The sequence below is a fragment of the Allomuricauda sp. CAU 1633 genome, assembly GCF_017313225.1.
Taxonomy (GTDB): domain Bacteria; phylum Bacteroidota; class Bacteroidia; order Flavobacteriales; family Flavobacteriaceae; genus Flagellimonas.
This window is the reverse complement of record NZ_JAFLNE010000002.1, coordinates 222,554-247,360: the sequence shown is the minus strand read 5'-3', so window position 1 is coordinate 247,360 and position 24,807 is coordinate 222,554. Positions and strand designations below refer to the sequence as shown.

The following is a 24,807-nucleotide window of genomic DNA, read 5'->3' as shown; positions in this document are numbered from 1 at the left end:
AAATTAAATGACCATGAAAACAAAACTTTTATCCTTAGCGCTCATTTTGTTGGGAGCTATCTCAGCAAACGCCCATTATTTGTGGTTGGAAACCAATGGAAATGGAAAATTGGGACAACAACACGAAGTAAAAGTGCATTTTGGTGAATACACCTACGGTGTTATTGAAAAAGTGGATGGCGAAGCTTTTCCTTCTGTATCCAAATTTAAACTTTGGGTCATTGCTCCTGATGGCACAAAGACCGAACTTAAAACCACTGCAAAAGAAGACCATTATTTGGCCTACTTCACTCCCGAAAAAAATGGAATCTATACGGTTGTAATGAACAACAATGAAATTGATGTGATTGATTACACCCAATACGATTTTGGCATTTTTAAAACACATTACCACTCCACAGCAAAGGTACAAGTTGGAAATACTGATGGCGATACCCAAGTCGCCAACCCAGAAGGGATAGTGGTAAAACAATTGGCAAATAACAATGGCGATGTAAAGCTTCAAGTGCTCTATAAAGGGAAACCTTTGGCCGAAAACGAACTTCAAGTATATGTGGCAGACCTTTGGTCCAAAACCTTGCATACCGATGAAAACGGCGAAGTGTCCTTTGCCCTGCCTTGGGATACCAAATACATTGTAGAAACCACTACAAAAGAAGAGGTGCCGGGCACCTACAACGGGGAAGATTATCAATTTATCTGGCATTGCGCCACCTATTGCATTAAATAATACGGAGAAAAATTATGGTCACCCTAATCTCACTTTTGGTTTTCATCGCTTTTTACCTCTTGTATAGCACTTCAAAAAAGATGGCTGACGTTGGGGTCATGGGTTTTGAAAAATGGGTAGCTGACCATCGCTCTACATCACAATACCTTGGCTTGGCCCTTTTGATAATTTCATTAGGGCTTAGTATTTGGTTATGGGGATTAGGTTCAGGGGTATTTACCTTTTTCATCCTCCTTATGACCGTAGCCAGTTTGGTTGTCTTATTGGCCCCTTTGCGATTACTATCCTTTACATCTGTTGGTACAGTACTCGCCCTTTTTCTGATTTACGAAATCTTTATGTTTTAGCCGTATGCCTGCTAACAAAAAATACCTCACTCCATCACCTTGGCAACGTTTTGCCAAAATAAGTGCTGCCATTTTGGGTGGATTAATGGTTGCAGTTATGTTCCATATGGCTTTGGCCACTTGGTTCAACCACGTAGCAGTGATCATTACCAGCACATTTTCTGCCTTTATCCTTTGGGCCATATTAATGGTAGTAGCCTTTTTGGGGAAAAATGGCTGGAAGATGTGGGGCATCTATCTTTTGGCATCGGTGGTACTGGGGGTTATTTTCTATTTCGGTAACCAAACCAACCCAATCATTTGACCTTATGGGAAATCGTTTCTACAACATCCTGTTCCATACCCACACCGTAAGTGGCATTGTCATCAGCGTAGCCCTTTATGTGATATTTTTTACTGGCTCTTTTTCATTTTTTAGGGATGAAATTGCCAATTGGCAACGCGGCCACCAAACATCGCAACAAGATGCGATAGTGGGCAGCATGGATGAATATTTGAGTGATATTTCCAAAAACCATAACCTACATGGAAGAGATGTTGAAATCAGTCATTATTTCAACGAGCAAAGGGTAAACATCAGCCTTGGCGCGTCCATGGACTCGTTGGCTCCTGAAGAGGACAAGACGCGTACTTTTTTCTATTTGGACACCAAAGAGAAAACTACTGGAACCTATGCAGACTCCTACCATTTGGGCGAGTTTTTATACAGACTGCATTTTTTAGATCAAATCCCCTACCCCTATGGTCGCTATTTATCTGGATTTGTAGCTTTCTTTTTTCTCTTTGCCATCATTACAGGAATCTTGGTGCATTGGGACAAGATTGTTTCCAACTTTTACACATTTAGACCTTGGGCCAAATTAAAGACCATATGGACCGATGCCCACACGGCTCTGGGTGTCATTGGGTTTCCTTTTCAATTTGTATATGCCGTTACCGGGGCCTTCTTTTTGTTGAAAGGCATTTTAGTGGCACCCTTGGTATTGGGTTTATATGATGGCGACCAGAACAAGTTATATGAAGATTTGGAATACAACCATCCGATCTATGCCTATCAGTATGAAAAATTGGATAAAACCATTGCCATTGATCCTTTGATTACCGAGACCAAAAAAGATTGGCCAGATTTTAGAGTTACCGAAGCCCATATCTTCAATTATGGAGATACCAATATGCACGTGGCCATAAGCGGATATTTGGGATATTCCTCCAAACTGAACGGGCTGGGACATCGCATTTACAAAATGGCCGATGGCTCTATCGTGGAAGAAAAAGTGCCCATGACCAACAATTCGTATTTGGATGGAGTTAAGAATATGATGTTCCGACTACATTTTGGCGATTATGCCGGGTATGGCCTTCGGGTTATCTCTTTTATTTTGGGACTGATTTCTTGTTTTGTAATCCTATCCGGAATTATGATATGGTTGGTGGCCCGCGACAAAAAGAATATCCCCGATAAACGCAGAAAATTTAATTATCAAGTGGCCAATTGGTATATGGCCATTTGTTTAAGCTTGCTTCCTGTTACCGCTTTGGAATTCATCATTGTAAAGTTTGCTCCAGAAGTGAACATGGGCTTCCTATACCAAACCTATTTCCCCATTTGGTTGGTGACAACCATATTCTTTATCCTTAAAAAGGATATTGCCTTTACTAACAAATGGACCTTGATCTCTGGTGGAATTTTGGGACTTATGATTCCCATTGCAAATGGTATTGCATCTGGAAATTGGATGTGGGTTGCCTATGCCAACGGACAACAACAGATTTTCTTGGTAGATTTGCTTTGGGTGATTTTGGGCATGGTTTCACTCTGGGTCGCTTTCTTCAAACTAAGTTCATCCAGAAATGAGTTCGCTCCGACTAAAAGCTAATGCTTATAAAACCCCTTATCCCGAAGGGAATAGGCTTCCTTTAACACATCTACAAGCACCGCATCGTCAATTTCTTCCAAGGTACGGTAACGCAGTGATTTGACAACCTTTCTATTCTCGGTCGTCATCTTATCCAAATGAAGAGTCAAGTGGGCTGAACTCCAAAAGGCAATATCCACATATTTCTTTTTTTGGGAAACATTTAGATAGCAGATAGGCTGTTTTCCCTCATAAAAACAAGGGATGCCCCATTTATACTTCATATCCACATGAGGAACAACAGCTTCTATTACAGCCCTTAGGTGCAACAAAATGCTCCTGAAAGGTTCGTTCTGATGTAAGATGTACTCTTCGGCTGGATTCATAGGTAGCCCTAAAATAAATCCATTTGCTCAAAAAAAGTTAGGTTGATTCAAAAAATAATTTAACTTTGAATTTCAAAGTACTTTAAAATGGATTCAAAAAAATACTTGGACGATATTTCCCAAATCAAAGATTTGATGAATCGTTCATCGCGCTTTATTTCTCTTAGTGGTCTTTCTGGGATTTTAGCTGGAGTATATGCCATAGTGGGTGCCAGTGTCGCATATTTTTTTCTACGCCCAGAACCCAATGCGTATATCACCTTGCATAGCTGGAACTTTAAAATTTTAGTTGCTATCCTTATTGCTGTGGCAGTACTGAGCTTTGTTACGGCCTATATGCTCACTACACGAAAAGCGAAAAAAAACGAAGAGAAAGTTTGGGACGAGACCACAAAACGGCTTTTGGTGAATTTTTTTGTACCGCTTGTCACCGGGGGCATCTATATCCTAATTAAACTAACAAGCCAACACTACGGTCTCACCGCATCCTTAATGCTGATTTTTTATGGCTTAGCGTTGGTCAATGCCTCAAAATATACCATCGGAAATGTAAAATATCTTGGATACGCCCAAATTATATTGGGACTCATTTGTGCCGCTTTTCCAGGATATGGATTTTGGTTTTGGGTAGTAGGTTTCGGTATTTTGCACATCATTTACGGAAGTATGATGCATTTGAAGGAAAGGAAAGCATAACATGGGGCTCATTGATAACATAAACAAGTTGTTCGACCATCGAATACGTTTGGGCATTATGTCCATTCTTATGGTGAATGAGGAGGTTGACTTTAACCAACTTAAGGAGCTACTGGATGTTACCGATGGAAATCTGTCCAGCCATTCCAAAACCTTGGAAAAAGCCAAATACATTACCATTCAAAAGTCGTTCATTGGAAAAAAACCAAATACAAAGTATGTGATCACCCAAAGCGGAAAACAAGCTTTCAAAAAACATATCGATGCCCTGGAGCATCTTATTAAATCCCAGGAATAATTTTTTTATCAATTCACTTTGAAATTCAAAGTACTTTAAAATTAAATATCATGTCAATACAAAAACAAAAATTCGGAAACTGGCTACGGAATTCCATCTCAGTAAAAATGATTACGGTCGGGTTTTTAATCCTTATCCTATTGATCCCTCTGGCATTCATCAAGGATTTAATTCGGGAGCGAGAGTCAAGACAATATGAAGTGGTTCAAGAAATCAACTCTAAATGGGGTGGTTCGGTCATCATAAATGGCCCCATACTCAAGATTCCCTATCACGAATATCATGAAGAGACCATTTTCAACGAAGAAACCAATACGTATCTGAAAGCAAAAAAGGCCGTTCGCCGAGATGCCTATTTCTTTCCCAAAACATTAGACATTCAATCTAAGGCTACCACACAATCTTTAGAAAGGGGGATTTATGAATCGGTTGTTTTCAACTCTGAATCCAATATTAAAGGTGAATTTGTAGCCCCAGATTTATCAGAAAAGGAAGTAGCGGATGAAGATATTTTATGGAAAAAGGCCACGGTTTTGTTTCAAGTGAGCAACCTAAAGGGCATCCGAAATACCGTAAAGGTTAAACTCGGTGGGCAAGACTATGTGCTCAATCCAAAATTTGACAACAATTTCATGAATACCTTGGAGTCCGGTTTTATCGAAAACCTTGACGGAATTCAGAAAAATTCCATGGATTTTCAATCGAACATTACCATTAATGGGAGCAATACACTGCAGTTCATTCCCATTGGCAAAGAAACTTTGGTTTTCATGCAATCCAATTGGCACTCCCCCAGTTTTAATGGAAACTATCTCCCCGATACCGAAGGAAAGGAAATTACAGACCAAGGATTTACGGCAAAATGGAAGGTCTTGGAAACCAACAGAAGATTTGGCCAAGTATTTTTTGACCAACTTCCCGATCTTTCTGAGTTTGCGTTTGGAACCGAATTCTTGGTTCCTGTGGACGATTACCAAAAAACGGAACGTACCAGCAAATATGGTTTTATGATCATTGGGTTGACACTTTTAGTATTTCTGCTAATCCAAATCAGCAGTAAAATTGCCATTCACCCATTTCAATACCTTATGATCGGGCTGGCCTTGGTGTTGTTTTATACCCTGTTGATTTCAATCTCCGAACATAAAAATTACCTGTTCGCCTATCTTGTTTCAGGTATTTCCGTAGTCTCATTGATAACCGTTTACTCAAGGTCCATATTGAAAAACCCCAAATTCACCTTGTTGATTTTGGGTTCCATGTTAGGATTGTATTCCTTCATTTTTGTGATTATTCAACTCGAAGATTATGCCCTTTTGGTAGGGAGCATTGGCCTTTTTGTCATCCTATCCACCATTATGTTTACCTCAAGAAAAATTGATTGGTCTGGTCTGCAAGATAACTAAGCGCTGAAATACTGCTCTGACTCATTCAGTGCAGTATCTTCTTTTATTGTTTACCATTTCTTAATCAAACGATTTGATGGCATTTCATACATTTGAAAAAACCACAACCATGAAATTCCAACCGTTTCTCCTTTTGCTTTTCGTCTCAAGCTTGATTTTTGCCCAAGAGCATTCCCATACCAGTTCCAGGGTCATTACCTTCCCTGATATTCCTGGTTACAAAACCTTAAAGACTGATTTGCACCAGCATACTGTTTTCTCGGATGGAAATGTATGGCCAACAATTCGAGTTATGGAGGCCTTGAGGGATAATTTGGATGTGATTTCACTTACAGAACATTTGGAATATCAACCCCATGCTTCAGATATCCCACACCCAGACAGAAACCGTTCCTTTAATCTTGCCTTGGCGGAAGCTAAAGATCATGACCTTTTGATTGTCCATGGTTCTGAAATTACAAGAGGTGCTCCCATGGGTCACAACAATGCCGTTTTTATTCAGGATGCCAACAAGCTTTTGAATGAAAAGGCCGAACCCGTTTTTGCTGAAGCCAAAAAACAAGGTGGATTTATCTTTTGGAACCACCCTGCATGGTATGCCCAATCACCCAAAGGGACTCCTGTTTTAAGTGATTTTCAAAAAGAACGTATCAAAAATGGAGAGTTACATGGTATTGAGGTCATCAATACAGGAGATTATGCCGAAGAATCCTTGGCCATTGCCTTGGAAAACAACCTCACCATCTTGGGAACCAGCGACATTCATGGCCTTATTGATTGGGATTATGTTGAAAAAGGGCATGACAGGCCCATTACATTGGTGTTTGCAAAGGAAAAAACAGAATCATCACTGAAAGAAGCCTTGTTCGCTGGAAAAACTGTCGCCGTTTTTAATTCACTTTTGGTGGGAAAAGAGGAAAATTTGTTGCCCTTGCTCAAGGCCTGCATTGTGGTTGAGGAAGCTTTATACATCGATAAAACCTCCATTTTAAAAGTGACCTTGAAAAACGTATCCAGCAGTGATTTGATATTTGAGAACCAGATGCCCTACACCTTCTATTCCAGTTCTCCCGTTTTTACGGTTCCTGCCGAAAGCACAAAGACACTTCAAATTAAAACTTTGGAACCGTTAAAATCAGTCAATCTAACCCTTAAGGCATTGGGTGCTTATGTTGCACCAAAACAACATCCAACGGTAACCTGGGAAGTTAAAATAAAATAGGGGAGTTCTAGGCCACGGAGAACAGCGTTGACCCACCGTTGATTTCTTGGTCAAAATCGGCCTTGATTTTTTCTATAAAACGTTGCGGGGTTTTCTTGGAAATCCAGACCCAATGGTTTTTTACATCAACATCAAAATGAAAGTTGGAAAAATCGCCGCTAAAATCACCATCCAATTTTTTAAGCAGAAACTTGGTGATTTTTGGCCGCAATCGATACTCCATATCAATACAGGCCTTTTTGACGGCCTGATCATTTTCTCCAGAAATTACCCAATTGAATTTCACGTGCAACAAGAATAGGACGAACAATATACTAAAAATAACCAATTGATAACATTTAAGTTATCCACATCGATCAAATCTGCTATTCATCCCCATTTACATAGTCCTGTAAATAGGCAAAACGTTTTGTCAATTTGCCATTTTGTGTCATTCTGGCCCGTTCCAAAATACCATCAGCATCATTATTGAAAAAAGCGGGGATTACATGTTTGGTAAAGGCCTCTCCAAATCCAACACTGGCATCCCGGGGCAACTCGCAGGGAAGGTTATCCACTGCCATAACGGCTATGGCATCTTGGTTTTTATAATCGGTTTCCGTTTCTGTTTCAGGATCATACCCATAAATAGGGTCGGCTATGGTAGAGGGTTTTATGGTGGTAGCCACAGGACCGTCAATATCGCAACTGATGTCCGCCACAACTTTAATTTTAAAATCGGGATGTTTGGCATCTTCGCGAGTGTACAAATAGGGGGCACCATCGCCATAAAAATGCCCGGCTATATAAAAATCAGTCATTTGGGCAAAACGGAAAAAATTGGATTTGTATTCTTGTGGATTCTGAAAAAAATCAGCTTTGTTGCCCCGCACCCCATCTTTTCGTTTGTTGTATTCGGAGGCATCGATTTGGCAATACACCGGTTCTGAGAATTTCTCTTTTAAATAATCTGCTACGTTGACTTTTCTCAGCCCCATGGCATCCAACATTTCTTTGGCCCCGTTGCCTACCCTACCCTTTCCGGTAAGGAGAATCTTGATGTTGGGCAGTTTTATCTTTCGGAGTTCGACAATCAAGGCTTGTTGGTCTTTGAGTGTTTCGGCCTTTGGCAATTGAAACAGGTCATATTTTAGGCCATAGGTTCGTATTCCGTTGTACGCCCCAACAATTCCTGCATAACGGCCAAACGCCACTAAACGCTGGCCGTTAGAACCCGTTATGACCTCATGGTCGTACAGTTCAATATTTTTGGCCAAAATGGCCCGCAACAAATCACGATTGTAGGGTTGCTTTTTTATGGTATGTGAAAAGAAGAAGTATTTTTTATTGGGAATCAAAGCATCAATAGGCACTTCTTTTACGCCAAGAAGGACATCGCAATCTTTTACATTTTCCACAACTGGAATGTTCTTTTGGGCATATTCTTCATCCGAAAATACGCGAATGGGTGAAGTTTCGACTAAAATTTCCGCTTTGGGAAATGAGGAAAGGACATTTTGACATTCTGCCGGGGACAGGACCACTCTACGGTCTGGCGGATTTTTGCGTTCCCTGATGATTCCGAATTTCATAAAACCGATTTGGTATAATTGTTGACCAAAATAAGGGTATTGGGCAGATGGCGCAAACTTTTTATCTTTTGATGGATATGGTTACCTTTGCCGACCGCGTTAGGGATAGAGGCGACATCCTTTTCTGTCATTTGGAGCCTGCCTATGTCGGCAGACAGGCAGAGTCGAGAAACAGAAAAAGATACAGCCGATAGCCCTACCCAGTTTTTACGTAGTAAATGACTGGGAAACGCCCACACTTTGACCTCAATAAATGCAGGCTAAGTTCTTTGATAAAAAAATGAGAGATTCCTGCCTTCGCAGGAATGACAGCTCATTACGGGGCCGACCGGTTTTGACAGCAAGACCAATGGCGATGTAAGCATGCCGAGCGCTGGGATACAGCTCGTTAATCTCATGTTTCACACTTTTAATTGGCGATAATAATTACGCTCTTGCCGCATAATCTGAATTATAGTAAGATTAGCCTCGTCCCTACAAGGTAGGGAAGCGAGATGTCCCTTGGTAGCCCTTGTTGACGGCGACCTTTTTAGGGGCACCAAAAAAGTCAACACAAGGGTCGTGTAGCTTTGGCACGATCACCAAAATCTTAAAAAGCTAAGTGTAGGATAGGCCGTTTTCAGTCGGTTCTGCATCGAAAACCAAGTGAAGACTACGCATGTAGAAAGCATGGTTATTGCTTGTTTGGACGAGGGTTCGAATCCCTCCGGCTCCACTAAAGCCAAAATTTCAGACTTAAATGCGAAAGCGAGCAAATAAAAAAGCTCGCTTTTTTGTTTTGTGAGAAAAGCATTTGCAATCCATAGGATTGAAATTTTTGATTTTCACCTACGGTTAGGAGGGAACATTGAAGATAATCCCTCTGGATCCATAGGAAAAACCACTCCCATAGAGTGGCTTTTTTTAGTTAAAATCGTTACTCAATGTCTGTATTTTGGCCTTGGACAATCCCAATAGATGTAAATACTCGTGCAATAGATGAGCCGCTTAAGTGCCTTTTTCTTTATCAATGGTTTTGTTTCGGTATGATTTAATTATTTGATAATATCAATTAGTTCCGCTCTTGATGGCTCAGCTGGAACCTCAAAATATGATTGCACCAGCCACGCTGAACCATGAGTTACTTTTTCATCCAAATCCCCAATTTCCTGTTTCGTCATTATTTCCAATACGTCTTGGGGAATCACTGAAATAAAAGAGGCGTAATATAGCCCCGGCGACTCCACATCAAGATAATATTTGATTTCAATGGTTACCGAAGGCGGGACACTTACCGAGGTGATTTGTCGGATTTCACTTTTAGTTATCCTACTAAACGATTTTGTGGAATATACCGCAGAAACGGGAACGGTATTGACCGTTAAAATCCCGTTGTTGATTTTATAGTTTGGTTTTCCGATTCTTGAAAGAGTAAAAGTCTCAGGCCCACTTAAATCGACATCGATCCGATAAATCCCTTTATTGGTTATCGAAACAACGGTTTCCAGTCCAATACCTTCATTAGGATGACGCCCGATTTCCTTGGTTTCCATTTTAAATTCCAGCGCGACATTGTTAGCTTCGATACTTGTAACACCCGCTTCTGCCAAGTATACTTTCTTTAAGGAACCAAAAGTATAATAGGTCCAAATTCCCCCCGCTACAACGGTGATGATATACGTCCAATTCTTAAGAATCTCTGTTCGTAGTTTTCTTTCTTCAAGTAATTTAGGCTCCATGACTTTTAAATCTTAATTACTTCGTGATTTGGTATAAAAGTTCAATAAGGGGATGTCTACCGCGAGAAAGAACTTAAAGGAAAAGGAGACTTTTGAATCCAATACCAGCGCTTCATTGGTAATTTCCCGAAGTTCGGGACCAAGTTGTCCGCCAAGACCTAAAGAGATGGGTAATTTAGGTAGCCCATATACGTAGTACGCTCCTGGCGCAAATATGTTACCAAGTTTAATTTCTGGGAGATTGGCCGTATCGTTATCTCCAAACCTGTAGTTGGTTACCGCTCCCAAATCAATAAGGGAAACAAAGATAGATGACGACCCTCTTTCCTTCTTACAATCACAATCGGCCTTATATTTCTGACCGTGCCCCCAGCTCGTTGCTATGCCTATGGGTACATTTACCCCAAGAAAACTTTTGGAATCATCTGTTGCGCCGTTGTATTCCGATCCTGTGGCCAATCCAACATAGGCATTCAATGCCACATTAAACTTGGTTCTTCGCTTAATGGCAGCGCTACCCGGGGGTAAAGCGATGGACTCTATAATCTGCTCAATTTCATCTTGATCATCTGATTCAGCAATGGCCGCCATAAAAGATCCGTATTTCAGAAATTCATTGAAAAAAGCCCTATCATTCAACCCCAATTCTTCGATGATAATTCGGGTATCCATGATTGCTGCGGCATAGTTTTCTGATGATACACCATCATAAATACTACCACCAATTCTCGCCACATTTAAAAAGTCGGTTATTTGATTTTTCTCAGATAATTCAACCCCCAAATCCTCAAGATTGGAAGCATGCTCAAAGAACGATATTAGATTGGTGTAAAAATTGAGATACGCCGTACTCTTTCCATTTTGTCCCGAAGATGCCATATTGGAAATTTCAGCATAAGCGGTATTGACGTTTTCAATATCCTGGACCAATCGTGTAAGAAAATCCCCAACAGACTTTGATTCTTTCGCAAAACTTCCCAGTAGGTCCCTAAACGACCGACTTCCGTTAGCTTTATCCTTAAACACAATGTTCCGTGCGCCTTCACTTTGATAAAGCAATCCAAGATAAATACTGAGCATCCTTGGGCGCTTTAGGATTTTTCGAATATCCTTAGCTGCTACCCACGCCCTATTTTCATCTGTGCTCAAAAGACTTTTAGAAATTAAATCTGCCAATCTCACGGAATTCTTTAAGTTAGCAAACGTGCTATCAGCTAGTTTTTCGAAATTGGAGTCGGTAGCCAAGAATGTAATCACTTCGGCGGCATTTGTACCTGTTTTGAACTCTTCAATCAGGCCACTGACCGTTTTTAGTAAGTGCCCACCATCCTGCTTAAAGAACTTTTGGTAAAAAGCCATACGGTCTGCACATTTTGAGTATTTCGATTTGCAATCTTCTGGAGTAAGCTTTTCAACTTCGGTCAAGTTATTATGCAGACTAACAATATCCCGAAAAAACCCAACCCTTAAGGTTTTGAGGTATACTGAGAAATCAAAACTTTCAATGATTCCTAGATTTCGGTATGTATTCGGGAATAAAACGGGAAACTCGGGATATTCCTTAAAGGCCTCCTTAAACCTATCAAAAAAGGCAACGGTCAATTCTTGCTTTGCCCGTTTGATAAGGAAGCTTTCCAAAGCCAATAGGGCCGCATTCTTCTTCTTTGGTCCTACCCCTATTGCCTCTGCGGTTACGACACTTAATGCACTACTTACGTTTGGACCACCACCTATGGAATCAAGATATGGGGTCAGAAAAGTATTCCCTTGGCTAAGGAAATAATCGTATAGGTCCTTTGAAGTACTGATGTTATTGCGGTTGGAAGGTTCAATGTACTTTTTTAGTATTTTAATAAACCCGTCCCTGTCTCCTTGAAGTCCTTGGAATCTGAAATTATTCCCTGATTGTTGAAGGTATTTTTCCAATTCAACAACATCGTAATAAGCTACCTGGGCGTGGGATAAAAAGCCAAAGGACAACAGCAAATAAAAGAGGAAAAATGATTTTTTCATGACTTGATGAAATTTGAAATATTTAGTTGGTTAAAATTGAAATTCGAGTCTTTTCTTTTGGACGAGGCCCCGAGCAAGTCATTTTTTATTTGCGAAAGGTGCTTATTGGGGAATTGATTTTTTAATAAGGCCAATACCCCACTAACATAGGGGGTAGCCATACTTGACCCTGAAAGGATTTCAAATCTTCCGGACAAATACGTTGATTTTATTCGCTCTCCAGGAGCGGCGATATCAAGTTTCGGCCCACGTATGGTGTCTTTTGCCAGGGCGGTTTTCCCATTTTTAAATCCCAGGGAGCCTACAGAAAGGCATGAAGGATAGGATGCGGGATAATCGCCCGTAGTACGTTGTTGCCCTTTGTCATTTCCATAGGCCGCAACGATTAGGGCATCGCAATTATTTACGGCTTGTTTTAATATCGGGATATCAACTGGAAAACCCAATGACATCGAAATGATATCCACCTTTTTCGAATACCAGTCAATGGCCGAAGCAATAACTGCAGGGTCAAGACCATCAAATTCCCCGTTGGCCACTTTACCGATATGCAATCGTACCTCCGGTGCTATTCCGGCAACCTTGGCCATGCCATTTGCAGCAATAATACCCGCTACGTGCGTGCCATGTCCGGCAAAGTCTGTTACATCATTGGAATGGTTTAAAAAGTTCCTACGACTGGCAATTACTTTTTTAAGGTTCGGGTGGTCGCTATAGCCTGTGTCCAGTACTGCAATATCCACTCCGCCCCCTTTGGTATCTTTCCACAACTCATGGATTCTAAATTGTGTCAGCGCCAATGCTAAATCGGCTACGTTCCAATCTGTACGGAATACGTCAATCAATGAATTCTTATCCTGGACTCCCCCACTCCAATAGTAATTATTCGCAGCATCTTTAAACCAAAATGCATTGCCATCGTGTTTTTGGCCTTTATAGATTTCATCTTCAACCTCAATAATACTACCTGGAGCCAGATATTGGTAGTTCGGGGCATTGACATTGGGTTGGCCCACCCGGACGTTTAGGAATTTGGAAACGGTTACTTTCATCAGCCCACGCGTTTAGGTAAGGGAACTTCGGTAGTCGCAGGATTTTTACTGGGTTCATCCTTGCTAGGTCTTATTGAATTGCGTAATTGAATCAAACGGTTCAATAAATCAAACCAAAACGGCGACCCCATTGATATGGCCAATGCCGTTAGAATATAACCCCAAAGGTTACCGTAATTTAAGAACCCTTTCTCTTTTTTGAACACGTAACTCATTTTATAGGACAACGTCCTTACCGGGGCAATCCTTCGATTGAATTCGGAAAAATTGGTAGTGCCGATCGAGGATTTCAATAGTAAGGTGTCCACAGATGTATGTACTTTGAAAAAAACGGGGGTGGTCCGTTCAAAAACAACGGTATTTTTATGGCAGTATATCTTTTTGCCATCAATTGGGATTTTCATTTCCGGGGTTACCGAGAGTGAATCGCCAGGACTAAATTGTACGGGTTTTTTCTTGAGGTTATCGGTGACAAATAGATAGCCATTTTCATCACATTTGCTCAGGGTAATTTTGAGGGAATCCGCACCAGTTCGCCATAGCAGGGTAGTTTCACCTTCTTCCAAGATGAACCTGCTCTTTAGGTCTTTGCTGACGACTACGGAATCCACTTTATTTTTTTTCATTCTTTGTATGTCATGGGCAACCCATTCCTTGTCCATATAGAATTCAATGTTCTTGGGAATTCGCCAATTGGTGACGATGATATTTTGAGCTTTGTAGATATCATTTTGCAGCTTACCGGCAACCTGTTTTAGTGAATCCTGTACGTTTTGAAATTTTTCATTTTCATTCGTATCCCCATTTTCATCGGTATCTTTATTTTCGTCTGCGTCCAGGTTTTGTTGCACATCGTTGTTTTCAACATTGTTTTGTTGCTCGTTCAGGTCATCAGCATAGGCAATAGCCATATCTACCAAATGTTCCCGAGCTTTCGGGTCGCTCGATAATTTTTTTACTATCTGAAAAGTATCTGCGTTGAAGTTGACAGCAAGAAAAACGCCAATAAAAAAAAGGAAGTATTGTACCCGCCTTTTAAACCAGCCAATAGCCCGTTCCATGGCATCATCAAACCATTGTTCCAAATAATATTGGAATTTTTGCAAATCATCTTGAGCATCCACCAAAAGGGATTTCAGATGCCTTTTGGTATCGGATTCTTCAGGTAGCATGGCAATACCCGCTTGGATTCTTTCCAATAAACTAACATCCTCAAGGGCAGCGTTTAAGTTTTTATCCATTACCTCAAGATTGGAATCAAAGGATTCCAACATCTTTTTCAATTGTGTTTTAAACACATGACCCTGTGGTAAAAGGCTTTCCCCAAATTTGATTTTTTTGCTGTCATCCAGTTTATTGAACCATGTCTTGAATTTTTGTTTTTTATTTTTTCGAGCGTCGAATTCCTTTTTGGCTATTCTGTTTTTGCCCAGTTGTTTCATAGTACTTGCCAATACGTCACTTTCTGAGTGAAGACGATTGATGATGCCCTTACTGCTATAGTTAGCAAGAATGCTATTAACTAGGGTTTTCGAAAAATTATGGGGTGCGATATAAGATGGCTTGTTGGAGAAACCCCCGGTACTCAAGTACTTGATTGAAGGCTGCTCATAAAAGGTATGGAATAGGCCTGGGTCGGCCATTCGAAAAGCGGGGCCTATTGTTTTAAGTGCAGTGTTGACCAATTTTACTATTGTCCTAGGTATCAGGTTAATTGACCTAATCAACCAACGTACGATCCTAGGATATTTATTTTTATTGGATACCCACTGATCTTCTTTTTCATCCATTAGCATCCTGCGCAAAGCATAACGTAGATTCCTCGCTCGCAATCCCAAAAATGAATTGATGATTTCCATGATTACCGTAGCAAAAAGGCTATATAAGAGATAGATGAAAATCAGCCCAATAACCACATCTAAAGCGACACTCCCTGTCATTTAAATATGTTTTAATTAATAACTTAATATGCTAGGAGCATTTCTAATAGTTAGCCGTGCTTCTTGTTCGCCTTTGAGTGCTTTGTGAAATAGCTTCATAGTATTTCTTGAAGAAGTGATATCCATAATTTCATCACCATCCAGAAACTTGCGGTTGTTCCCTAAAGCAATACAACCGTTCAGTTGGTACCAATAATTGGCAGAATGGAACTTGCACTCACTGCGACCAGGCACTTCTTTTATCTCCCAAAGTTCTTTTTTGAACCTGGGACTGTATTCTAAAACTAAGGGGTATTCCCCTTCAGGAATACAGCTTATATTCTGTTTATTATTCACCCAACCTCTTTCCAAAGATTCTCCCTTGAACAACTTATTATCTCGGTGAAAAACGAGGCAAACCCCCAGACTCGCTTCTTTGCCAAAAAACATATCTCTTACTATAAGTACTTGTAGCATATTTTGTATTTCAAATTATTAAATAGAAAATGTCAAACTACTGAATCGTATGGCATAAGGAAATACTCTGCCGTAAGTATTTCAATGGGGGAATAAAAATTAGGAAGTTTTTTTTTGGAGCACCACAATATAGAGATTAGTTTTAAAAACACATTGCCCAAAAACCCTAAAAAAACTGTGGTTTCTTTGCAATTTCAAGCGGAATCCATGTAGAAGTGCTTATTCGGTAAGCATTAATTTTTAAAAAGCTAAAACCTCTCATGTAATAATGCTCGAGTGTTAAGTTCGAAATGTCCCCACTTCTCTTTCTTCATGTCCTTTTGTCAAGAATTAATGAAAAAAGCTGGGACAGTATAGCTTTATTTGAATTTCGGTCATGACCGATGCCTGCGATATGAGTGCTGATATCTGTTCATCACTCAACGGAACCAAATTGGTGCTCACTTTTCTTGCTAACTCCAATTTTTCCTCAGGTTGTAATTGTTTCATAATAGCTTCATAATCAATGCTCTCCTTTAATTTATCCGTTATTACTTCCCATTTTTTCAATTTGATATCAGCATCGGAAATACCATGTAATTTCCAGACATCCTCTTTAATATTGCCTTGTTTTAATCCCTCAATAAATATCGGAATCGATTCATCAAAATCCCATCCAAGCGATTGGTAGGCCACCTCGTGTTCCTGACTTTTGCCGGGCTGGAACAATTGACGTACCATTTGGAGATTTTTGATTCGGTTCATAAAAACATTGGAAGTCCTGAACAGCAGGGCTAAGGAGTTCCAATATCTGTTTTGGAAGGGCATTTCATTGCCGGCATCACTAACCAAAATATAATAGCAACCATATTTACTTGATCTCTGTGTCAACTTATGGAGCCCTTGATTGTCATAAACGCCACCATCTACCAGTCTGGGTTTCACAATTTTATAGTCCTCGGGGTATTCATAGAACTGCTTTTTGATCTTGACCGGGGTAAATATCCCTGGAACTGCTGTGGATGCCGCTACGGAACGGGCCAAGGGAAAATTGGTTGTCTCATATTTTATATCGGGCAATTCTTCGTCGTAGGTGTATTTGGAATCTCCCATGCTTGTTCTTGAGAAGACGAACAACCTTCCGGTTTCTAAATTTGTGGAGTTTATTACAATTTCAAGATTTGGAGACATATCGGAAAGCCTTGCCCCTTTGATGAAAAACTTGTCATAGGCCTTTTCGTTAAGATAGCTCAAAGGGAAAAGTAAAAATTGAAAGAATAATATCAAAAGGATAAGCCCCACTATTCCCAATAGTCCAAATAAGGGGAATCCATTGAACAACAGCCAAGTGCTGCCCACAATTATTCCAAGTACAAAAATAGAGGGGACCAAGATGCGAAAAGAAGTCAGTACAAACTTGATTACGCTTCGCCTGACCCCCGACAAGATAATCTTTTCAAATGTTTCATAGTCCCCAAAATGCATCATGTAAGTTGCACCCGTGATGGATCCTCCCGAGTTAGAGGATATCACATCGACTTTGTCCAAGAGCCCCAATTCTTTCAATTTCCTGAAGGTGCCAATGTGGTAAGTGGTTGCTCGGTACCCGCCACCGCTAAGACTTAGCCCAAATTTCTTATTGTTGATCATGGCAATGATATTATAAAATGGCGTGTTTAAAATTTTAGGGTCAGTTCATGGTACAATCCATTGCTGTCTGTCTTGAAGTTATTGGCAAAATCGGTACGCTCGTCGGAATCCATTCGTCCCCTTACCTGCTCAATTTTTTCAGTTAAAGTGGTTTGCTTGTCATATTTTATTTCTTCTTCATTGGTAAAGATCAAACGCCCCTTGGTTTTTAGCAAAAGGTCATCAAGAATAAACTTGTTGGGCATGGTATTTTTCCACCCGTTACTTATGACTTTGTAATCCAACGTGGCCATGGCAGTCAATTTAGGATTTGTCATCATGTCCAGTCCCAGCCTTTCGGCTGTTCCGTTATGGCTCATATGGTGGGCCACCTTATAGAAAATCGTCCTGTTCAACAAATCTTCGGTTAAGTGTTTCTTATTGGGATCCTGTTCGTTCCCCCAATCAATCTTATGCCAACTGGACCAACTCCCAAATTCGGCATCCCCAGGAAATAGAAGAACTTCCCCGGTATCCTCAAACTCGATGGCCAATGCCAAACTGAGGTTGTTTGTAAGGCTGTTCATCCGAAGCCCTAAATTGCCACTGCTAAAAAGCCAATCGTAATCGATCTTGCGCCATTGTTCCGTATCGTATTTTTCCTTGATGTCCTTCATCACTTTTTCGAATCCATCTTCTGATTTTTGATTTCTGGATTCGGTCGTCCCATAGTCAATGAACTTTTCATCAAAGGGCATTTTGGATGACGGCATCTCGCTTTGATTTTTCATATCAATGGCTTCCGAAAAAGCTCGGTGGTCTTCCATGTTATGGCTATGCTCAAAGGATTCGCCAGGTCCACCTGCTTCCTGTTCTACTGTATCATGAAGCTCTGGAGGTCCCAGTACGTAAAATTTCAGCCCCTTGGCACCTGGATGGTTCTTCACTACCTGGCCCGGCTTGAAATATCGAAATCCATCAACTTCCATTTCCTCCTTTACAATCCGCATGCCCTCCATAGCTCCCTTATACTCGCCGGCAACGCCCAGATTCCGTTCCATTCCGGTATTCAATTCAGCAAAATCGCCGATTACAGAAGCTTGTGAACTCCGGATGTTCAACATTTGGTTTTCGTATTTATGCCCACTGAACTGTTGCGCAAAATCAGGGGAGGCAATGGCTTGATCTAGAAAAATGGATGCCATGGCCAAGGCTTTTTTCTTTTCCCCATACGTTTTTTTCCATTTTTCAACCTTAGGGTCGCCATCTTCCTCTGTCCAACCCATCCAAACCTGCTTTACCTCAAATCCGTTGATGAACAGGTCTCTGCATCTTTGAAAGGCAAGGACATGATCCATATGTTCATGGGTCACCACGAGGACATCCACTTGATTGTTCACATATTTTTTCAAATCCTTCACAAAGGGTTCTATATAATCTTTTCCCTTCTGCCATACCCCAGCATCTATCATCATCTTAAAGGAAATCTTGTTTCCGGAGAAAAACTTGAGTACAAAACAATCTCCCGTTCCCATTCGGTACATCCTTATCTGGACCTTAGTTATTTTTTCATCTGGCATGGTTCTGCATTTAGTGTTGATGTAATATTGCAAAAGGTTCGGTGAACATAAAATCAGATGCCCGTGTACCAAAATATCGTCTGGCTTCGCCCATGTGGAGGGGCATGTCATAACTCTGGTATTGATATTGGGCCAATACTCTTTCGGCATTGATGATGGCATTGTTCTTTTTCAACTCCTCAATATCCAGCAACGGCTTGTGTATGGCATACTTGAGCACGTTGGAATCCAGATCAAAGATCAAAGTACATCCTCCATGAAAAATGAAATTCTCATTTTCGTCCAAAACATCATCGTTATCAGGGATAAAATGGCTAATAGCATTGTTCAGATCTACACTACATCCACTCTTTTGGGTTATAGAAAAAACAACATGGTTGATTTTCTGGTCATCGGGACCCACCCTGGACACCACTCTAAGGTTCTGGATCTGAAAAGAGGGAAAATAACCGCTGCCTGCAAGCCTAAATCCTAGTTGTTCGAAGTTTTGAACAAAGGCCAAACCCGTCATTTCACTAAATTTTGGGTTTTCACCAAACTTCACTTTTATACGATGGTGAAGGCCTTTTTGGTACTTGTTTGAGTCACTATAACCTCCTCCGATATAATTTTTGGTGATTTCGTAAATCTCCCTTCTATCGGTGATGTACTGTATTTCCTTGGCATAATCCTTTAAGAAATCAATGATAATCTCTATCAATCTGGCCGAGGTTTCATCAAATTGGGTTTGATAGTTGCTTTGGATGTTTAAATTTCCATTCTGCCGTCCCGAATCACTTAAATGCAAATCAACCGCTTCATAACTCAATGTTTCAATACTCAGTGTCTTTATGGTTCTGGGATAAATGCCCCGCTTTCTGAAAGCATCGATAAAGGCAAGGCGGTAATCCATAAAATCTTCCTTCATAAGATCAATATCCGCGGTAATTATGGCCCTTAAATAATCCCCAAAAGTGAGGTCCACGGGCGGGCAATAATCCAAGGCACGAATACACATGTTCAGCACATGCTTGGCGGACTTGGATGCCTCATGCGCAAGTCGGTTGGCCAAATCAGGGTGAATCTCCCCCTCCTGCAAAAGACCGGTGCCATTGGTCGCTATTCGGAGAAGGTCGGCTATACGGTTTTCGTAAATGGTCAAAAAAGCATCGAAAATGGCGGCGACCAAAATACTCCCCCTTTCATGGGGCTGTGTCACATTCTGATAATCATTTGGGTCGGGTTTCCTAGGTTCCCATTTTCCCGTTGATTCATTGACTTTACCAATGGCATCCCTCAAACTACCATAGCCCCCTATGGCCGAGCCAAGCTCCTGTGCCAGTTTGCCCAACAGATTTTGATTTCCCAAATTGCCCCGAGTATTGGCAATCTCGTGTCGCAATACCTCTGGATGGGTAAAATGTTGAAACAGTGCCACGATATCGGCAAAGGCCTCGTGGAATGCCAGCATATCCGGATTTGTGGGGTTGTTGTAATCCCGGTGGATGCCGTCAAGAATGGCATGGGTAACCTCATGGGAAATAACATCATGGCTTAAGCATGTAAACACCAACGAATTTGGCATGTGGATCACATTATTTGCAGGGGTGGAATTGAAATACCCAAACAAGAGCGCTTTCCGATATGGACTATAGAACGCATTAGCCTCCCTTAGTGCGTGCGGATAAATCCTGAGTCTGGGCACATATTCCTCAAAGTTTTCATCATTGGTAAGTCTTGGCGACCAGATGATTTTTCTACCCAAAGCACGCTCAAAATTTTGTATGGTGGCCATGGCAACGGCATATACCATCTGTTGATGAAACTGTGGGTTACTCACACTTGGCCGAATCCCGTTGTCCGCCAAAATATTTCTTTCGTTCAAATCTACCGCGGTGTAGAAACGTGATATGGTCGGATCATAATCAACCACTTCAAGATATTCCCCACAGGGTCCTGGATCCAAATCTTCCCATTTAATGGCATAAGTAATCCTATTGATTTTTGCGGTATCGATCTGCAGTGAAAGTGATGGATCAAAAGCATAGGCACGTAAATGCCTAAAATCTGGGTTCCTTGTTTTTAATATTCGCATGGGTAACCAGTTTATTGGTACTATTTATGTATTTGCAATGGATATATCCATCCATTTTATATGCACTAGAAAATATTCAATGAACAAGGGGAAGCCGACCGATCACCATACCATATCCATCATCTTTTTGACCAGATGTCGAGGAAATGTCTAGAGGTTTCTGGTCAGGGTAATCTATAATGAGGGAACACGGCTGTTTTAACCACTTGTAAATTAGTCAATTATAATTAATTCTCATTGCATGAAAATCTTAAAAAAACTGGGGGTTTCCCACAAAACAGGTTAAGTTTTTGTAAAGTCACCGATTCGGTGAGCATAAAATTTTGGAAAACTGAAACACCTTTATTTATTGGAGTTTCGATAGGTAGGTTCTGGTCCCTCCCGTTTTTTTTCACAAGGTGAAAATTTTAGAAATTTGCGCAGGTGGCAAAGAGGGGTAATATACTATCAATCTCATTGATAACGAGTTTATTGGCACTCCCATGAAAAAATAGAGCATTATTGGTTTTTATCTGTTTCGCTTCAATAATCCTAAACAGAATCACACTTTTTCCGAAAAGCTTTTAAAAATAAAAAGGGCAGATAACTTGTCAAGGCTTATTGCCTATCTTATATAGTTTTAAGCTAGAATTAATCACTATGAAATCTAAATTTCCCCTGATTCCCCTTTTCTTATTGCTTTTTTTAACCTCATTTGCTCAAACCGACCCAGCTGTCTTTGATGAATTGGAATTCCGATTTATCGGTCCCGAAGGTAACCGCGCCATTGCCATTGCCGGTGTGCCCGGAGACCCGATGATCAATTACATCGGAGCTGCTTCTGGTGGACTATGGAAAACCACCGATGGCGGCATCAACTGGGAGCCCATTTTTGATGACCAAGACGTCTCTTCCATTGGGTCTTTGGCCATTGCTCCCTCAAACCCAGATATTGTTTGGGCGGGAACAGGAGAAACCTTTGTCATTCGTCCAGCACATGCCATGGGCGATGGCATTTATAAATCCGAAGATGCCGGAAAGACCTGGAAAAAAATGGGATTGGAAAAAACAGGCCGTATTGGTCGCGTGATCGTCCATCCAACCAATCCAGACATTGTGTACGCCGCAGCCTTGGGCCATACCTATGGGCCACAGCAAGACCGCGGTGTTTTTAAAACCACCGATGGCGGAAAAACCTGGAAGAAAATCTTTTTTGTCGATGAGAACACCGGTGCTGCCGAGTTGGCCATCGACCCTAAAAATCCAGACCGACTTTTAGTAGGGATGTGGTCCATACATATAAACACATGGGGATTGAACAGTGGTGGTCCCGGTGGAGGCGTTTACCGAACCACGGATGGGGGTGAATCTTGGGAAGCTCTCTCTAAATATGGTTTGCCCGGAGGAAAGGACAATCCCGTTGGGAAGACTGCCGTGGCCATCTCGTATTCCAATCCCAATATTGTATATGCCCTTTTTGAAATTGATAGCCCTACACTATATCGCTCCGAGGATTTTGGAAATACCTGGACCTTGCAGACCCGTAACCATGACATTGCTGAGCGGGCTCCATATTACACTCGGATGGCCATTGCACCCGACAATCCCGACGAGCTTTATTTTGCCAGTGTCCGTTTTAGCACCTCTACCGATGGAGGAAAAACCATATCCGGAGGATATGCGGCTGGCGGCGACAATCACGATATTTGGTTAGACCCCACCAATGCAGACCGCATGATGGTCGCTCACGATGGATGTGCCAGTATCACCTTAAATCACAGCAAAAGTTTTCAACGGGTGGTGCTTCCCATCGCCCAAATGTATCACGCCGCCGTGGACGACCAAATACCATACAATGTGTACGGAAATCGTCAAGATGGTTATTCCTATAGAGGTCCCAGCAACAGCTTGCAAGGGTACATTCCTCTAGGTTTGTGGGAAGGTGTTGGAGGATGTGAGAGTGGCTTTGCGCAACCTGACCCCTTTGATAACGACATTGTATGGTCTGGCTGTTATGATGGTGGATTGCAACGTTACAATGCCCGTACCGGCCATGCCCAAGAAGTTCGTGTTTGGCCCGAGGCTGGGTACGGATGGGAACCCGGCAAACTCAAATACCGTTGGCATTGGAACTTTCCCTTGGCGTTTTCGCCCCATACCCGCCATCGTGTGTACGTAGGAAGTCAGTTTGTGCACAAAAGTGATGACAATGGGCAAAGCTGGCAGGTAATCAGTCCAGATTTAACTTTAAACGACAAAACACATCAGCAAAGTTCTGGAGGTGTTGCCATTGATAATCTTATGACCTTTGATGGCGCTACGCTGTTCAGTATTGTGGAATCTAAACTGGAACCTGGGCTTATCTGGACTGGAAGCAATGACGGCCAAGTAAATTTGACCAGGGATGGTGGTGAAACATGGACCAATGTGACCAAAAACATTACAGGATTACCCAAATGGGGAACCATTACCAATATTGAGGTTTCGCGCTTTAAAAAAGGAACGGTGTATATTGCTGTGGACCTTCATCAAATGGGTGATTTTGACCCCTATGTTTACAAAACTTCAGATTACGGTCAGAGCTGGAAATTGGTCAGTGGAAGTGTTCCAAAATCGGTGCACAGCTTTGCGCATGTCATTAAAGAAGACCCCAAAAGGGAGGGCATGCTCTACCTTGGTGTTGACAATGGAATCTACATCAGTACCAATGATGGCGAAAGTTGGATTCGTTTGCGAAACAACCTCCCTCCTGCTCCCGTTTATTGGTTGGAAATCCAAGAACGTTTTGATGATTTGGTAGTGGGCACCTACGGAAGGGGCTATTATATTTTGGACAATATTGCTCCCTTGCGGGAATACGATATGGATGCTGAAGGTACCGATGCCCATTTGTTCAGTCTGCGCCAAGCGTATCGATTTCAGGATAAACAGAGCATAAAAACGGACGGACCGAGTCTCAATGCGGGTAGAAATCCTGCTTATGGTGCTGATATCAACTATTATTTGGCGGATGGTGACCATGAGAAGGTTGAAATTCAGATTTTGTCCGAAACCGATGAGCTTATCCGAACGCTGGAAGGAAAGAAAGAGGCGGGCGTGAACCGGGTCATGTGGGACCTAAGGTATGAACCCACCTATAAACCCAAACTGCAGTCAACGCCTCCCGGAAGACCATGGGTGCAACTTAACGGAGAAGGGTGGAGACCTTTGGTCACCTGGGATTTGGATTTGATGCGCGGACAATATGGCCCAAAAACAGTTCCTGGTATTTACAAAGTCAAATTGATTGTAGATGACAAGGAATACATTCGTGAAGTGGACGTATTAAAAGACCCGTCTACCGAAGGTAGTTTGGAAGATATTGAAAAACAAGTGGCTTTTTCGTTGGAACTGCGCGATGCCATGAATTTGGCCGTGACCATGATCAATGATATTGAAACGATACGTGCCGAGTTGAACGAGGTTATCCCTCAATTAAAAAATAAGGCTGATGCAAAAAAGGCTGAAGAACTCCGGGTTTTGGCAGAGTCGATAGCGGGCACATTGTACGACATTCATTTAACAGGTGCCCGGGAAGATGCCTTTAGGTCGCCCATGAAACTCTATGGCCGATTGAGCGCTCTTGCTAGCGACATTACCGGAAAGGGGGTCGACTTTAAACCTACAGACCAACAGGAAGAGGTCTATTCCATTTTCAATAAGAGACTAAAAGATGTTGATACAAAATTCAAGAGATTTATGAATGTTGAAATCAAGACGTTTAATGACCAACTGAAGAAAAGTGAGCTGCAGATTCTCTTGGATAAGAAAATAAAATCCTAGACTCAAGAGGTTAAAAACCCCAAAACAAAAAAAGCTGTAAGCTCTCCTTACAG

General features: G+C 41.5%; 20 protein-coding genes and 1 other RNA gene. 10 read left to right on the top strand and 11 right to left on the bottom strand.

The annotated features are described in order from the left end of the window. Positions 1-13 precede the first annotated feature (13 nt). From J0X14_RS06010 to J0X14_RS06000, 3 genes are all read left to right on the top strand, one after another. Positions 14-730 (top strand): DUF4198 domain-containing protein, encoded by a 717-nt coding sequence (locus tag J0X14_RS06010; RefSeq protein WP_207096867.1) that lies wholly within the window; start codon positions 14-16, stop codon positions 728-730. A 351-nt stretch (positions 731-1,081) separates the two neighbouring features. Next, the gene (locus J0X14_RS06005) at positions 1,082-1,381 is read left to right on the top strand and encodes a hypothetical protein (RefSeq protein WP_207096866.1); all 300 of its coding nucleotides are present in this window, start codon (positions 1,082-1,084) and stop codon (positions 1,379-1,381) included. Positions 1,382-1,385: 4 nt separating this feature from the next. After that, complete coding sequence (locus J0X14_RS06000; RefSeq protein ID WP_207096865.1) at positions 1,386-2,954, top strand: PepSY-associated TM helix domain-containing protein; 1,569 nt, start codon at positions 1,386-1,388, stop codon at positions 2,952-2,954. Here the strand turns inward: J0X14_RS06000 and J0X14_RS05995 are convergent. Further along, positions 2,951-3,319: a DUF1801 domain-containing protein gene (locus tag J0X14_RS05995; protein ID WP_207096864.1), complete on the bottom strand. Its 369-nt coding sequence runs from the start codon at positions 3,317-3,319 to the stop codon at positions 2,951-2,953. The two genes, J0X14_RS06000 and J0X14_RS05995, sit on opposite strands and share 4 nt — an antisense overlap. Before the next feature lie 87 nt (positions 3,320-3,406). Here J0X14_RS05995 and J0X14_RS05990 point away from each other — a divergent pair, with 87 nt between their 5' ends. From J0X14_RS05990 to J0X14_RS05975, 4 genes are all read left to right on the top strand, one after another. Beyond that, a complete protein-coding gene (locus tag J0X14_RS05990; RefSeq protein WP_207096863.1) occupies positions 3,407-4,015 on the top strand; it encodes a hypothetical protein in 609 nt (202 codons plus the stop codon). Position 4,016: 1 nt separating this feature from the next. After that, positions 4,017-4,313, top strand: a complete 297-nt coding sequence (locus tag J0X14_RS05985; protein ID WP_207096862.1) for a winged helix-turn-helix domain-containing protein — start codon at positions 4,017-4,019, stop codon at positions 4,311-4,313. Positions 4,314-4,363: 50 nt separating this feature from the next. Further along, complete coding sequence (gene creD / locus J0X14_RS05980; protein WP_207096861.1) at positions 4,364-5,719, top strand: cell envelope integrity protein CreD; 1,356 nt, start codon at positions 4,364-4,366, stop codon at positions 5,717-5,719. A 76-nt stretch (positions 5,720-5,795) separates the two neighbouring features. Continuing rightward, on the top strand, positions 5,796-6,941 hold the full coding sequence (locus J0X14_RS05975) for an Sb-PDE family phosphodiesterase (protein ID WP_242527937.1): 1,146 nt from the start codon (positions 5,796-5,798) through the stop codon (positions 6,939-6,941). Between the two features lie 7 nt (positions 6,942-6,948). On the opposite strand, the gene J0X14_RS05970 is transcribed toward J0X14_RS05975, so the two are convergent. Both J0X14_RS05970 and J0X14_RS05965 read right to left on the bottom strand, forming a co-directional pair. Next, complete coding sequence (locus J0X14_RS05970; protein ID WP_207096860.1) at positions 6,949-7,227, bottom strand: hypothetical protein; 279 nt, start codon at positions 7,225-7,227, stop codon at positions 6,949-6,951. 79 nt (positions 7,228-7,306) lie between these two features. After that, a complete protein-coding gene (locus J0X14_RS05965) occupies positions 7,307-8,512 on the bottom strand; it encodes an NAD(P)-dependent oxidoreductase (RefSeq protein ID WP_207096859.1) in 1,206 nt (401 codons plus the stop codon). Between the two features lie 47 nt (positions 8,513-8,559). Here J0X14_RS05965 and J0X14_RS05960 point away from each other — a divergent pair, with 47 nt between their 5' ends. Both J0X14_RS05960 and ssrA read left to right on the top strand, forming a co-directional pair. Next, the gene (locus J0X14_RS05960; RefSeq protein WP_207096858.1) at positions 8,560-8,706 is read left to right on the top strand and encodes a hypothetical protein; all 147 of its coding nucleotides are present in this window, start codon (positions 8,560-8,562) and stop codon (positions 8,704-8,706) included. Between the two features lie 126 nt (positions 8,707-8,832). After that, positions 8,833-9,230, top strand: a transfer-messenger RNA (tmRNA) gene (gene ssrA, locus J0X14_RS05955). Positions 9,231-9,546: 316 nt separating this feature from the next. Here ssrA and J0X14_RS05950 read toward each other — a convergent pair. The 8 genes from J0X14_RS05950 to J0X14_RS05915 all read right to left on the bottom strand — a co-directional run bounded on the left by J0X14_RS05950 (position 9,547) and on the right by J0X14_RS05915 (position 20,953). Further along, positions 9,547-10,230 (bottom strand): hypothetical protein, encoded by a 684-nt coding sequence (locus J0X14_RS05950; protein ID WP_207096857.1) that lies wholly within the window; start codon positions 10,228-10,230, stop codon positions 9,547-9,549. A 12-nt stretch (positions 10,231-10,242) separates the two neighbouring features. After that, positions 10,243-12,243, bottom strand: a complete 2,001-nt coding sequence (locus J0X14_RS05945; protein ID WP_207096856.1) for a hypothetical protein — start codon at positions 12,241-12,243, stop codon at positions 10,243-10,245. Beyond that, complete coding sequence (locus J0X14_RS05940; RefSeq protein WP_207096855.1) at positions 12,240-13,295, bottom strand: S8 family serine peptidase; 1,056 nt, start codon at positions 13,293-13,295, stop codon at positions 12,240-12,242. Before J0X14_RS05940 ends, J0X14_RS05945 begins: the two co-directional genes overlap by 4 nt. Next, positions 13,295-15,235, bottom strand: a complete 1,941-nt coding sequence (locus J0X14_RS05935; RefSeq protein ID WP_207096854.1) for a hypothetical protein — start codon at positions 15,233-15,235, stop codon at positions 13,295-13,297. The genes J0X14_RS05940 and J0X14_RS05935 overlap by 1 nt, the downstream gene beginning before the upstream one ends. Before the next feature lie 15 nt (positions 15,236-15,250). Continuing rightward, positions 15,251-15,691, bottom strand: coding sequence for a DUF5675 family protein (locus J0X14_RS05930; protein WP_207096853.1), 441 nt, complete (start codon positions 15,689-15,691; stop codon positions 15,251-15,253). Positions 15,692-16,021: 330 nt separating this feature from the next. Continuing rightward, on the bottom strand, positions 16,022-17,320 hold the full coding sequence (locus tag J0X14_RS05925) for a patatin-like phospholipase family protein (protein WP_207096852.1): 1,299 nt from the start codon (positions 17,318-17,320) through the stop codon (positions 16,022-16,024). A gap of 26 nt (positions 17,321-17,346) precedes the next feature. Then, positions 17,347-18,879, bottom strand: a complete 1,533-nt coding sequence (locus J0X14_RS05920; protein WP_207096851.1) for an MBL fold metallo-hydrolase — start codon at positions 18,877-18,879, stop codon at positions 17,347-17,349. Between the two features lie 10 nt (positions 18,880-18,889). After that, positions 18,890-20,953, bottom strand: coding sequence for a hypothetical protein (locus J0X14_RS05915; RefSeq protein WP_207096850.1), 2,064 nt, complete (start codon positions 20,951-20,953; stop codon positions 18,890-18,892). A gap of 639 nt (positions 20,954-21,592) precedes the next feature. Between J0X14_RS05915 and J0X14_RS05910 the strand changes: the two genes are divergently transcribed. Beyond that, positions 21,593-24,754 (top strand): WD40/YVTN/BNR-like repeat-containing protein, encoded by a 3,162-nt coding sequence (locus J0X14_RS05910; RefSeq protein WP_207096849.1) that lies wholly within the window; start codon positions 21,593-21,595, stop codon positions 24,752-24,754. Positions 24,755-24,807 lie beyond the last annotated feature (53 nt).

Coding starts and splice junctions, on each gene's coding strand:
- J0X14_RS06010 (WP_207096867.1), top strand. CDS start 14: ATGAAAACAAAACTTTTATCCTTAGCGCTCATTTTGTTGGGAGCTATC.
- J0X14_RS06005 (WP_207096866.1), top strand. CDS start 1,082: ATGCCTGCTAACAAAAAATACCTCACTCCATCACCTTGGCAACGTTTT.
- J0X14_RS06000 (WP_207096865.1), top strand. CDS start 1,386: ATGGGAAATCGTTTCTACAACATCCTGTTCCATACCCACACCGTAAGT.
- J0X14_RS05995 (WP_207096864.1), bottom strand. CDS start 3,319: ATGAATCCAGCCGAAGAGTACATCTTACATCAGAACGAACCTTTCAGG.
- J0X14_RS05990 (WP_207096863.1), top strand. CDS start 3,407: ATGGATTCAAAAAAATACTTGGACGATATTTCCCAAATCAAAGATTTG.
- J0X14_RS05985 (WP_207096862.1), top strand. CDS start 4,017: ATGGGGCTCATTGATAACATAAACAAGTTGTTCGACCATCGAATACGT.
- creD (WP_207096861.1), top strand. CDS start 4,364: ATGTCAATACAAAAACAAAAATTCGGAAACTGGCTACGGAATTCCATC.
- J0X14_RS05975 (WP_242527937.1), top strand. CDS start 5,796: ATGGCATTTCATACATTTGAAAAAACCACAACCATGAAATTCCAACCG.
- J0X14_RS05965 (WP_207096859.1), bottom strand. CDS start 8,512: ATGAAATTCGGAATCATCAGGGAACGCAAAAATCCGCCAGACCGTAGA.
- J0X14_RS05960 (WP_207096858.1), top strand. CDS start 8,560: ATGGCGCAAACTTTTTATCTTTTGATGGATATGGTTACCTTTGCCGAC.
- J0X14_RS05950 (WP_207096857.1), bottom strand. CDS start 10,230: ATGGAGCCTAAATTACTTGAAGAAAGAAAACTACGAACAGAGATTCTT.
- J0X14_RS05945 (WP_207096856.1), bottom strand. CDS start 12,243: ATGAAAAAATCATTTTTCCTCTTTTATTTGCTGTTGTCCTTTGGCTTT.
- J0X14_RS05940 (WP_207096855.1), bottom strand. CDS start 13,295: ATGAAAGTAACCGTTTCCAAATTCCTAAACGTCCGGGTGGGCCAACCC.
- J0X14_RS05935 (WP_207096854.1), bottom strand. CDS start 15,235: ATGACAGGGAGTGTCGCTTTAGATGTGGTTATTGGGCTGATTTTCATC.
- J0X14_RS05930 (WP_207096853.1), bottom strand. CDS start 15,691: ATGCTACAAGTACTTATAGTAAGAGATATGTTTTTTGGCAAAGAAGCG.
- J0X14_RS05925 (WP_207096852.1), bottom strand. CDS start 17,320: ATGATCAACAATAAGAAATTTGGGCTAAGTCTTAGCGGTGGCGGGTAC.
- J0X14_RS05920 (WP_207096851.1), bottom strand. CDS start 18,879: ATGCCAGATGAAAAAATAACTAAGGTCCAGATAAGGATGTACCGAATG.
- J0X14_RS05915 (WP_207096850.1), bottom strand. CDS start 20,953: ATGCGAATATTAAAAACAAGGAACCCAGATTTTAGGCATTTACGTGCC.
- J0X14_RS05910 (WP_207096849.1), top strand. CDS start 21,593: ATGAAATCTAAATTTCCCCTGATTCCCCTTTTCTTATTGCTTTTTTTA.